Source organism: Noviherbaspirillum denitrificans, from assembly GCF_002211445.1.
GTDB lineage: Bacteria > Pseudomonadota > Gammaproteobacteria > Burkholderiales > Burkholderiaceae_D > Noviherbaspirillum > Noviherbaspirillum denitrificans.
Window position 1 is genome coordinate 2,734,266 of sequence record NZ_LSTO01000001.1, and the last position, 11,769, is coordinate 2,746,034.

Here is an 11,769-nt window from a genome sequence, read left to right on the forward strand (position 1 = left end):
AACAGTCGGCGCAGCTGCTGGACGGCATGCGGCACGACTTCCCGGTCTACGGCGCCGCCTTCCTGATCTTGCACGAAGCCAATGACGGCAGCTTCTTCCTGCTCAACTGGTGGACCGGCGAAAACATGCTGGGCTCGCGGGTGTTTTACCAGGCGCCGGGCGCTGAATCCTTCAGCGATTTCGCCGGCAGCCGCATCGCCTGCTGTGTGTGGGAACTGGAAGTCATGAAGCACGAACGCGACCGCTGGGTGCGCGAGGTGCTGGCAGGGGGCAAGGGCGATATCGCCGCCTACCTGCAGGGAGGATTCGATGGCGAGGTCTGAACACACCATCCGCGAAGCGGTGGCCGGCGACTGCGAGGAACTGCAGGCCCTGTTTGCCGAGCATGCGCAGTACGAGGGCGCGGCGGCTGACATCGTGGCCTCGCCGCAGGACATCGCGGCCAGCCTGTTTGGTGAACAACCCGCAGCCAAGTGCTTTGTCGCCGAAGTGGACGGCAGGCTGGCCGGCTACGTGACAGGTTCGCTGGAATACAGCACCTGGCGCGCGCAGCACTACTTGCACATGGATTGCCTGTACCTGCGCGAATGGGCGCGCGGGCAGGGACTGGGAACGCGGCTGTTTTCCGCGCTGCTGGACTGGACGAGGGCTGGCGGACTGCACCGCATGGAGTGGCAGACGCCCGCGGGGAACGCGCCAGCGATCGGCTTCTACCAGCGGCTGGGCGCGACGCATCTCGCCAAGGCGCGTTTCTCGATGACGGTATAGGACTTTGATACGGGAGCAGGAACATGAATGAGATTTGCAACGCAGACATGCAGACGCTGGGCGGCATCGTGCGCCGCTGGGCGCTGTCGCAGCCGGACACGCTGGCGGTGACCGACGGCCGCAACGCATTGAGCTTTTCGGAACTGGAACGCAAGGCCGTCGCGGTGGCGTATCGCCTCGCCGCGAGCGGCGTGGCACGCGGCGACCGCGTGCTGGTGCTGGCGGAAAAGACCACCGAGATCGTGCCGGCCGCGATCGGCATCTGGAAGGCCGGTGCGATCTATGTGCCGGTCGACGTGAGTTCGCCGGCGGGCCGCCTCGCCTGGCTGCGCGACAGCATCCGTCCGGCGCTGGTGATCGCCACCGAAGTGCAACTGGCGGCCCACAAGGACACGCTCGGCTCGATCCGCGCCTTGTCCTTCGAGGGGATCCGCACGCTGGAACCGGTGGACGACTTTCCGGAAGAGCAGGGCGGGTCGCGAAGCGACACTGCCTACATCCTGCACACCTCCGGCTCGACCGGCACACCCAAGGGCGTGGTGATGTCGCATGGCGCGGTACTGACCTATTTCGACGGCCACAACCGCGTGCTCGGCTTCGATGCGCAATCGCGCTGCCTGAACAACGCGCCCTTCCATTTCGACGTTTCGATCCAGGACACCTTCCTGCCGCTGTCCTTCGGCGCGGGCGTGGTGCTGACGCCGGGCCTGCCGCTGCAGCCGCTGCTGCTCAAGCGCATGGAGGATTACCGCATCACCCACCTGATCGCGGTGGCGACGGTGCTGCGCCTGATCACGGGTGACGGCAGCGCACTGGGGCGGCATGACCTGGGGGCGCTGCGCGTGGTGATGACCGGGGCCGAGGTATGCGACGTGAAGGTCATCAACGAATGGCTGCAGCGCTATCCGGGCATTCGCGTCATCAACGGCTACGGCCCGACGGAAGTGAACTCGATCAGCCTGGTGCACGTGATCGAACAGGCCGAGGAAGGCCGCACCGAGTTCTATCCGATCGGCCGCGCGCTGCCCACGGTGCGCACCCTGCTGGTCAATGAACAGGGCGCGTCGATCGTGGCGCCGGGCGTGACGGGCGAGCTTCTGCTGGGCGGGCCGCAACTGATGGACGGCTACTGGGACAAGCCGGAGGAAACCGCTGCCGCCTTCGCCGACATCGCGGGGGAGCGCTATTACCGCACCGGCGACCTGTGCCACTACCTGGCCAATGGCGAACTGCAGTTCGACGGCCGGCGCGACCACGAAGTCAAGCTGAGCGGCCGCCGCATCAACCTGACCGAGGTGCAGGCCGCGCTGCTGCGCGTGACCGAAGCGGACAACGCGGTGGTCGGCCTGGTGGAACGCGACGGGCAGCCGGTGATCGCCGGCGTGGTGTTCTATGCCGGCGGCAATGCCTGGTCCGGCGCGCGGCTGGAAAGTGTGCGCCGGGAGATCGCCAACCTGCTGCCGCCCTACATGTGTCCGCGCGTGCTGGCGGTGACGGAAGGCGGATTCATGATGAGTTCGGGCAAGGCCGACCGCAAGGGTGCGCTGCAGGCACTGCAGCAGGCGGTGTCGGGGTCGCGCGCCAGTTATTTCAACAACCGGGGCGCCGCATCCTTCGATGCGCTGGCGGCCTGACAAGGAGATCCGACGTGGCAATCAAGCATGAGGAAGCAGGACGCGCCTGGCAACTGGTGCGGGAGACGGTCGAGGCAGTGCTGGGACGCGCGGTTCCGCACGGGGACGGCGGCACGCCGCTGGCCGACCTGGACATCGATTCGCTGGCGCTGGTGAACATCATCGTCCGCCTCGACGAAATCGCAGGAGGCCGCCTGGCCCTGCTGTCGGACGGCATGGCGCCGCCGGCCACGCTGGGCGACCTGGTGAAGTTTGTGCAGGAAGCAGCATTCGAAGCAACAGCATGACAACCCATTGAATTTCAACTGACAGGAGCTTTTGCAATGAACACCATCGACATCATCACCCAACCGGCCACCACCCTGTCCGACGCCGACGTGCTGTGGAACGACATCCTGGCGGAAGTGGAACAGCAGCGCACCGCCAATCCGGTCATCTCTTCCTTCCTCGACAAGATGGCGCTGCAGAACGGCAGCATGGCCGATGCCGCCGCGCTGCTCCTCGGCAGCCGCATGGGCGGCAACGGCGTCAGCGAATGGTCGGTACGCAAGCTGTGCCAGCAGGCCTACGCGGAGAACCCGGAACTGCTCGCGGTCATGGTCAAGGACCTGCTCGCGATCGTGCATCGCGATCCGGCCAGCTACTCGCTGTCGGCGCCCTTCTTGTTCTTCAAGGGCTTCCATGCATTGCAGGTCTATCGCGTGGCCCGCCACTACTGGCTCAACGGCCAGCAGTTCTCGGCGCTGGCGCTGCAAAGCGCCGCCTCGGCTGCTTTCGGTGTCGATATCCATCCGGCTGCGCGCATCGGCGCCGGCGTGATGATCGACCATGCGACCGGCGTGGTGATCGGCGAGACCGCGGTCATCGGCGACAACGTGTCGATACTGCACAACGTCACCCTCGGCGGTAGCGGCAACAAGCAGGGCGACCGCCACCCGAAGGTCGGGGCGGGCGTGCTGATCGGCGCCGGCGCGACGCTGCTGGACAACATCCGCATCGGCGACAACGCGAAGATAGGCGCTGGGGCGGTGGTGCTGCGCAATGTGCCGCCGCGCCATATCGCGACCGGTGTGCCGGCGCGCAACCGCCCGATGGCGGACGACCAGGATCCGCCGGCAATGACCGGGGACCAGTCCTTCCTCGACGACTTCGGTGTCGATTACATGATTTGAACCCGGGACCGATTTCCGACTGGAGCGTCTGAACATGAATGCACAACAACACTACGATGTCATCGTCATCGGCGGCAGCGTCGCCGGCTGCACCGCGGCCACCCTGCTCGGCCGTGGCGGCCTGAAAGTCGCCGTCCTCGAACGCAAGGCATCGATCGACGATTACAAGAAAATCTGCACCACCTTCATCCAGGCCAGCGCCTTGCCGGTGATCGAGCGCCTCGGCATCAAGGACGCCATCGAGGCGGCCGGCGGCGTGCGCAACAGCGCCGATTTCTGGACCAAATGGGGACGCATCGCGGCAACCCGCGACGAGGTCAACCGCGACCTGCCGGCGCACGGCTATTCGATCCGCCGCCAGGAACTCGATCCCATCCTGCGCGCCAACGCGCTGTCGACGCCGGGCGTGGAACTGATGCTGGGAATGCAGGTGAAGACGCTCATCGAGGAAGACGGACGCATCGTCGGCGTACGCTGCCAGACCGGCGCCGGCCCCGAGGTGTCGCTGCGCGCGCCGCTGGTGGTCGCCGCCGACGGCCGCGGTTCGCGCATGGCGGAACTGGCCGGCGTGCCGGCGAAGATGCGCGACAACAAGCGTTTCGTGTACTACGCGTATTACCGCAACCTGCCGCTCAAGTCGGGCCAGCGTTCGCAGTTCTGGGTGAAGGACCGCGGGATGGGCTTTGCCTATCCCTTCGGCCACGGCCTGACCATGCTGTGCTGCTTTGCGCCGCATGACGAGCTGCCGCAGTGGAAGGATGACCTCGACGGCGCTTTCCGCCGCTTCTATGCCGATTTGCCGGAAGCGCCCGAACTCGGCGCGGCCGAACGCGTGACCGGCTTCAAGGGCATGCTGCGGCTCGACGATGCGCGCCGTCCCTCGGTGTGGAAGGGTATGGCGCTGGTCGGCGACGCCGCCATCTCGGCCGATCCGATGTCGGGTGTCGGTTGCGGCTGGGCGATGCAGAGCGCGAGCTGGATGGCTGATGCGGTGCTGCCGGCCTTTCGCGGTGCCCGCCCGCTGGAGAAGTGCCTGGCGGATTACCGCAGCCTGCACCGCAAGCGCTTGTGGGGCCATGAATTCTTCATCGCCGACAGCTCGGCCGGACGCAGCCCCAATCTTCTGGAGAAGATGATCTCGATCGCCGCCGTGCACGACCAGACGATCGCGAACTACCTGCATGCATTCATGGGCCGCCATATCGGCGTCGGCCGCTTCCTGTCGCCGCGCAACCTGCTGCGTATCGCGGCGGCCAACGTCGGCTACCTGTTGCGGCGGCAGCCGGCCCCCGCAGTCCTCGCGGTGGAGGCTTGAACATGACGCAGAAACGTATCCTGATGACAGGCGCCACCGGCTTCATCGGCAGCCACCTGCTGCTGCGCGCGGCGGGCAGCCACGCGGTCCATGCGCTGGTGCGCGGCCGTGCCGGCGAATCGCCGCGAGACCGCCTTGCCGAGGCACTGCACAAGGCAGCCTGCTCATACAGGCCGGTTGCCGATACCACCGGTTTGCTCGACCGCGTCGAGGCGATCGAAGGCGATCTCGATGTGCCATTGCTGGGCATGTCGGACGCGACTCGCGAGGCACTGGCCGGTATCGACGAGATCTGGCATGTCGGCGCCAGCCTGCAGCCCTTCGATGACGAACACTGCGCCAGCCAGGTCAATGTAGCCGGCACGCGCCATCTGCTGGAACTGGCACGCGAACTCGGCGTGCGGCGTTTCGTGATGGTGTCGACCGCCTATGTCGCCGGCACCATGGACGGACGCGTGCCGGAGGCGCTGCATCACGCGGCCAGCTTCAACAACGATTACGAACGCTCCAAGGCGCAGGCCGAACACCTGGCCGAACAGTTCTGCGCGCAGCACGGCATCGCGCTCGACATCCTGCGTCCCTCGGTGGTGGTCGGGCCGCGTTCGTCGAAGACCACCGGCGGCTCGCGCACCGGGTTGTACGGATTGATGCGTGAATTGCAGCGCATCGCGAAGGCGGCGCGCCGTGCAGGGCAGGACGTATTGGTCCTTCCGGGCCGGGAGGGCCGGATCAATTTCGTGCCGGTGGACGACATGCTCGACGATTTCCTGGCGATTGCCGGCGAGCCCGCCACTCCCGGCTGCCGCGTGCACCATCTCGTGAACAGCCGCGATTTTCCGGTGGCGGTGTTGATGGACATGCTTGCCGGCCGCCTCGGCCTGTCCGCCATCCGGCTGCAGGAAGGCACGCAGTCCGAACGCCTGCGCTTCTATGAGGGCTATACGCGCAACGACAAGCTGTTCGAACGCGCCCGTGCGCCGCATGCGGAGATGAGCGATGCGGACATGCTCAACTACGTCGAGGCCGGCCTGCGCGAGCTGAAGTACGGCGGGCTGGATGAATTGTTCCGCATGCACCGTCTGCAACGGCCCGGCGGCGGCGAGCTGGTCGCCTATGAATGCGGCGACGCAGGCAAACCGGCGGTTCTGCTGGCCAACGCCTACGGCATGCCGGTCGATGTCTGGTTCCCGCTGGCGGTTGCCCTGCGCCGCACCCACCGCGTGCTGACTTGGGATTGCCGCGGCCTGCCCGACATGAGCGGTGATGCGCAGCAGTTCGACGCCATGGATGTGGGCACCGATACCTATGTGGATGACGTGTTCACGGTCGCCAGGGCTTTCGGTGTCGAGCAGGCCGCGCTGGCGGGATGGTCGACCGGCGCGCTGGTCGCCGCCAAGGCTGCGGCCCGGGCACCCGGCTTCGTGACCTCGCTGGCGCTGCTGCACGGCAGCTTCATGCTCAAGGGCAGCGAGTTGAGCAAGTTCCAGAAGAACATGAAGCTGTTGATGCCCAAGGTGGCGAGCAGCCGCGGCACCGCACGCATGATGTTCAACATGGTGTTCAGCCAGGAGCAGCGCAGCTTCATGTTCAGCTGGGCGGACCAGATGCTCAAGCGCAAGGTCGAGCAGATGATGGGCCAGACCGATCCTGCCTACCAGCACCTGATCGCGATGCCGACGCGCGGCGTGGAAGAGGTGTACCGCTATGCCCGCATGGTGACGCGCTTCGTCGATGACGCGCCGGAAAAGTGGCTCGGCAGGATCGCCGCGCCGACCCTGCTGGTGACCGCGCATGGCGACAGCACCGCGCATCCGGACGGCACCTGCCGGGCGGCTGCGCTGATACCGGGCGCGCAGCTGGAAGTTGCGCGCGACGGCGACCACTTCACCTTCTACAACCGGCAGGACCTGCGCGAGCGCGTCGTGTCCTTCCTGCGCGAACCTGCGGCCGCCATGCCGCTGGCCGCCTCCTGGCAATAAGGGAGCAGCAATGAACAAGCTTGACGTTTCCTATACCCCGGTCGGCGCGCTGCTGACTCCGCCCTGGCCGGCGGTCGCGCAAGGCAGGCCGCGCTGGAAGAAGGCGGCCGCCGTGCTGCTGTCGGCGGCGCTGCTGCTCGGCGCCGGTTCGCTGTACCGGCCCGACCTGCCGGATGCGCAGGTGCGCGCCGAATACCGCTTGCCGCAGTCGCGTTTCATCGCGGTCAAGGGTGTGCCGCTGCACTACGTCGATGAAGGCCAGGGCCCGGTGGTGGTGCTGATCCATGGCTCGGGCGCCTCGCTGCACGCATGGGAGGGAGTGGCGCGGCAGCTGCGCAGCACCAATCGCGTGGTGCGGGTCGACCTGCCGGGTTCCGGCCTGTCGGGATTCGATGCCGGCAACGACTACAGCATCGATACGTACATCGGTTACCTGCGCGCCTTCCTCGATGCGCTGGGGATCGACAGGGCGGTGATCGCCGGGCATTCGGTCGGCGGCCAGGTCGCATGGCGCTATGCGCTGCAGGACCCGCAGCGGGTGCGTGGCCTGGTGCTGGCGGCTTCCACCGGTTATCCCGCGCCCAGCCCGCTGGTATGGCGGCTGGCGCAGGTGCCGGTGGTGGGCGAGGTGCTGTCGCGCCTGACGCCGCGCTTCGTGGTGGAGGAAAACGTCAGGGAAGTCTTCGCCGATCAGGCGCAGGCGACGCCGGAACTGGTCGATCGTTACCACCGCCTGCTGCTGCGCGAAGGGGCGCGTGACGCGATGCTGTCGCGCATGCGGTCTGTGGCCTTCGACGGCCATGAGCAGATCGGCGCACTGCGGGTTCCCGGCCTGGTGCTGTGGGGCGAATCGGATACCTGGCTGCCGCCTGCGTACGGACGGCGCTTTGCAAAGGAATGGCAGGGAACGGCACTGGTGACCTATCCGGACACCGGCCACAACCTGATCGAAGAACGGGCGGACGCGGTTGCCGCCGACATGCGCGGCTGGCTGAAGAGGCTGCCGCTTTGAATCGAATTTTTTTCTGAATCTTTTTAAATCTATCTTTTACTGGAGCTCAAAATGAAACAAGTCCTCGACGTCATCGGTGTTGGTTTTGGTCCCGCAAACATTGCAGTCGCCATCGCGAACGAAGAGCTGGATACCGGCCTCTCGATGCGCTTCCTGGAGCGCGCGCCGACTTCGAAGTGGCAGCCCGGCATGCAGTTCGGCCAGTCCGACATCCAGAACCATCCGCTGCGCGATCTCGCGACGCCGCGCAATCCGCGCAGCCAGTATTCCTTCACCAACTTCCTGTTCAGCAAGGGGCGCTTGTTCGAGTTCCTGAACCTGGGACGCACCTATCCGCTGCGCGCCGAGTATTCGCAATACGTGGAATGGGTGGCGGGACACTTCTCGCACCAGGTGCAGTACAACACCTCAGTGCAGAACGTGCGCTATGTCGCCGCGGACAGCGCCAACGGCGGGAAGGGGCATTACGAGGTGTCGACCGCGGACGGTGACGTGCATTGCGGACGCTCGCTGCTGCTGGCGCCGGGACGTACGCCGTTCATTCCGCCGGTGTTCGCCAACAAGCTGACGCCGCGGGTGATCCACCTGAACCATTACATCCCGACGCTCAAGGCGCTGCAGGAAGCCGGCACGCCGCCCAAGCGTGTGGCGGTGGTCGGTGGCAGCCAGAGTGCGGCAGAGATCCTGGTGCATCTCGCCGACGAGCTGCCGGATGCGGAAGTGGTGGGCTTCAACCGCAGCTTCGGTTTCCGCCTCAAGGACACCAGCCCGTTCACCGGCGAGGTGTACTTCCCCGAGTTTGTCGATCTGTTCTACTCGCTGGACAAGGACAAGAAGGCGCGGCTGGCCGAGAACCTGCACTACACCAACTACTCCGCGACCGACTCGGATGTGCTGGATGCGCTGTACCTGAAGATGTACCAGCAGAAGGTGGAGAACCGCGAGCGCCTGTCCATCCGCCGCAGCGCCGACATCCTCGGCGTCGAGACCGACGAGGGCGGCGCCACGCTGCGCTACACCCAGATCGAGCAGCCGGACGAGCGCGCCGAACACTTTGACCTGGTGGTGCTGGCCACGGGCTTCCGCAATCTCGGCACCGGTCCGCAGGACGAGCGCCACCCGGCCATCTTCGCGCCCCTTGCGCCCTATGCGGAGAAGGGCGAAGGCGGCGTCATCCAGGTCAACAGCGATTACACGGTCAAGATGCTGCATACGGTCCGGTCCGACAATCCTTGTTACATGAACGGCCTGTGCGAATCCGCGCACGGCATGGGCGATGCCGGTTCGTTCAGCCTGCTGTCGCTGCGTTCGAAGGTCATCGTCGAATCGCTGGAACGCCGCCTCAATGCGGTGCCGGCCGCCGCCAAGGTAACCATGTCGCTGCGCACCGTGCAGAAGGAGGACGACCTTGCACTCGCGGCATGAGCTGCGGATGGCGGGCAGGCGCGGGGCATCATGCGCCTGCCGCGACCATGGGCACGAATCGGGGCTGGGCGGCGACGCGTTCGATCCAGCGCCTGATGGCGGGGTAGGGCGCAAGGTCGAAGCGGCCCTCCGCCGACTTGTGGGTGTAGGCGAACAGCGCGATGTCGGCAATCGAATACGCGCTGCCGCCAAAGAAATCCTGCCGCGACAAATGCGTCTCCATCACCTGCAGCGCCTGCGCACCACGTTCATGCAGCCGGGGCAGTTCCGCCCGGCGCGCATGGTCCGGCGGCAGGAAGCGGCAGATGTAGCGCGCCACGGCGATATACGGTTCATGGCTGTACTGTTCGAAGAACATCCACTGCAGCACCCGCGCCTGCAGCAGCCGTTCCTGCGGCCATAGCGCGCTGCCATCGGCGAGGTAGAACAGGATCGCGTTCGACTCGCTCAGGTATTCCCCGTTTTCCAGCCGCACCGTCGGCACCTTGCCGTTCGGGTTCATCGCAAGGAATTCCGCCGTGCGCGTGCCGCCGTTCACGCTGTCGACCTCTTCCCACCGGTACGGCACCTGCAGCTGCTCCAGCGCCAGCCTGAGCTTGTAGCAGTTGCCTGAATCGGACATTCCGAAAACGCTGATCATCGTCCCTCCCTTTGCTTTCTTTCCGTTTCCCGGCGCGTTCCCGGCGCGTCGGGATTTTCCCGTTTTTGCGTTTTTCCCAGCGACGCCAGTATGATTGGCAACCTTGATTCGATAAACTCGGCAATAGTTCAATAACTTAAAACCAGGAGTGTGCAATCCATGGATAGACTGGCGTGCATGGAAGTATTCGTCTGTGTCGTGGAAAAGGGAAGCCTGAGTGCGGCGGCCGATGCCTGCCGCATCTCCCCGACGATGGTGGGCAAGCACCTGCGCTACCTGGAGGAGAGGCTGGGCGCGCGCCTGCTGAACCGCACCACGCGCCGGCAAAGCCTGACCGAGATCGGACGCACCTTCTATGAGCGCAGCAAGGCGGCGCTGGCCCAGGTGGAGGCGGCCGAAGCCTGCGCCGGCGAGATGCAGCAGGTGCCGCGCGGGGTGCTCCACGTCAATGCGCCGGTGTCCTTCGGCGCGAATGCGCTGGTCAAGGGCTTGAGCGAGTACCTGGCGCGCTATCCCGAGGTCAAGGTGGAGCTGTCGCTCAACGACCGCGTGGTCGACCTGGTGGAAGAGGGCATCGAAGCCGCGATCCGCATCGGCAGCCTGCCCGATTCGAGCATGGTGGCGCGTCCGCTGGCGCCCTACCGCATGGTGGTCTGCGCGGCGCCGCACTACCTCGCGCGCTGTGGCACGCCCGCCACGCCGGAACAGCTTGCCGGCCACAACTGCATGGGATTCAAGTACAGCGCATCGCAGAAGCACTGGACCTTCATCGGCGAGGACGGCAGCGATGAAGTCGCGGTCAGCGGCAACCTGTGCGTCAACAACGGCCAGGCGCTCAAGACCGCCGCGCTGTGCGGCATGGGCGTGATCATGCAGCCCGAGGTGCTGCTGTCCGAAGACCTGGACCAGGGCCGGCTGGTGCGCCTGCTGCCCGGTCACGCGCTGCCGGCGCAGCCGATGCATATCCTCTATCCCTCCAGCCGCAACATGACGCCGAAGCTGAAGTCGTTTGTCGATTTCGTGGTGGAGAGGTTTGGGGCGGTGTAGTGCTCTCGCTGCCCGGTGCAGCACCATCCCGCCTTCGCACTCTCCCCGCCGCCCCGCCAGCCTGACTCCGGTCAGGTATCCCCTCCCCCTGACTCCAGTCACCTGACCCTTTTCATCTGGGCGCAGTGCGCCCGCGCGCGCACACTCGTCTTGTCGGTTTCCCAACTTATTCACGCCGATAGCAGCACCTCCCTTTTCCCGTTTTACCGTGAGGAGAATTTCCCATGCAGGACCAGAATTTGACGTTGTATGTCGGCGCGGATTACGTCAGCGCATTTGCGATGTCGGCCTTCGTTGCGCTGACCGAGAAAGAACTGACATTTGAAGTCCGCACAGTGGATCTGAAGGCAAAGGACAACTACCAGCCGCCGTATCGCGACCTGTCGCTCACCTGCAAGGTGCCGACCCTGGTGCATGACGGCTTTGCCTTGTCGGAGTCGTCCGCGATTGCCGAATATCTCGACGACACCTTTGCCGCGCCCGATTACAAGCGGGTGCTGCCGAAGGATGCCAGGGACCGTGCACGCGCGCGCCAGCTCCAGGCCTGGCTGCGCAGCGACCTGCTGGTCGTGCGTCGCGAGCGCCCCGCCGACCTGATCTATTTCGGCAGGAAGGACCAGCCGCTCTCCGACGAGGCGAAGGCGGCGGTCGACCGCCTGTTCCGCGTGGCCGGCACGCTACTCGGCGGCGGCTCCGGCAACCTGTTCGGCGAGTGGTGCATCGCCGACACCGATCTCGCCCTGATGCTCAACCGCCTGGTCGCCAACGGCGACGAGG

At 65.7% G+C, this 11,769-nt stretch carries 11 protein-coding genes and 1 pseudogene; 11 read left to right on the top strand and 1 reads right to left on the bottom strand.

Annotated features, from left to right (window positions below):
* The 9 genes and pseudogenes from AYR66_RS13305 to AYR66_RS13345 all read left to right on the top strand — a co-directional run.
* Window positions 1-323: pseudogene (locus AYR66_RS13305) on the top strand (hypothetical protein); the annotation flags it as partial.
* Window positions 310-768, top strand: coding sequence for a GNAT family N-acetyltransferase (locus AYR66_RS13310; RefSeq protein WP_088707875.1), 459 nt, complete (start codon window positions 310-312; stop codon window positions 766-768). The pseudogene AYR66_RS13305 and the gene AYR66_RS13310, both read left to right, overlap by 14 nt.
* A 23-nt stretch (window positions 769-791) precedes the next feature.
* Window positions 792-2,402 carry an amino acid adenylation domain-containing protein gene (locus tag AYR66_RS13315; protein ID WP_088707876.1) on the top strand — a complete coding sequence of 537 codons (1,611 nt, stop codon included), beginning with the start codon at window positions 792-794 and terminating at the stop codon, window positions 2,400-2,402.
* A 14-nt stretch (window positions 2,403-2,416) separates the two neighbouring features.
* On the top strand, window positions 2,417-2,689 hold the full coding sequence (locus AYR66_RS28895; RefSeq protein WP_088707877.1) for an acyl carrier protein: 273 nt from the start codon (window positions 2,417-2,419) through the stop codon (window positions 2,687-2,689).
* Window positions 2,690-2,725: 36 nt separating this feature from the next.
* Complete coding sequence (cysE, locus tag AYR66_RS13325; protein ID WP_088707878.1) at window positions 2,726-3,574, top strand: serine O-acetyltransferase; 849 nt, start codon at window positions 2,726-2,728, stop codon at window positions 3,572-3,574.
* A gap of 34 nt (window positions 3,575-3,608) precedes the next feature.
* Window positions 3,609-4,889: an NAD(P)/FAD-dependent oxidoreductase gene (locus AYR66_RS13330; RefSeq protein WP_088707879.1), complete on the top strand. Its 1,281-nt coding sequence runs from the start codon at window positions 3,609-3,611 to the stop codon at window positions 4,887-4,889.
* 2 nt (window positions 4,890-4,891) lie between these two features.
* A complete protein-coding gene (locus AYR66_RS13335; protein WP_088707880.1) occupies window positions 4,892-6,868 on the top strand; it encodes an alpha/beta fold hydrolase in 1,977 nt (658 codons plus the stop codon).
* A gap of 10 nt (window positions 6,869-6,878) precedes the next feature.
* Window positions 6,879-7,880 (top strand): alpha/beta fold hydrolase, encoded by a 1,002-nt coding sequence (locus AYR66_RS13340; protein ID WP_088707881.1) that lies wholly within the window; start codon window positions 6,879-6,881, stop codon window positions 7,878-7,880.
* A 51-nt stretch (window positions 7,881-7,931) separates the two neighbouring features.
* Window positions 7,932-9,305 (top strand): SidA/IucD/PvdA family monooxygenase, encoded by a 1,374-nt coding sequence (locus tag AYR66_RS13345; RefSeq protein ID WP_088707882.1) that lies wholly within the window; start codon window positions 7,932-7,934, stop codon window positions 9,303-9,305.
* Window positions 9,306-9,333: 28 nt separating this feature from the next.
* Here AYR66_RS13345 and AYR66_RS13350 read toward each other — a convergent pair whose 3' ends face one another.
* Entirely contained in the window at window positions 9,334-9,945 is a 612-nt protein-coding gene (locus AYR66_RS13350) for a glutathione S-transferase family protein (RefSeq protein ID WP_088707883.1), read from the bottom strand.
* 159 nt (window positions 9,946-10,104) lie between these two features.
* On the opposite strand from AYR66_RS13350, the gene AYR66_RS13355 reads away from it, so the two are divergent.
* Window positions 10,105-10,992, top strand: a complete 888-nt coding sequence (locus tag AYR66_RS13355) for a LysR family transcriptional regulator (protein ID WP_088707884.1) — start codon at window positions 10,105-10,107, stop codon at window positions 10,990-10,992.
* A gap of 224 nt (window positions 10,993-11,216) precedes the next feature.
* Window positions 11,217-11,769, top strand: a 553-nt coding sequence (yfcF, locus tag AYR66_RS13360) for a glutathione transferase (RefSeq protein WP_141104244.1), incomplete at its 3' end; no start/stop codon positions are given.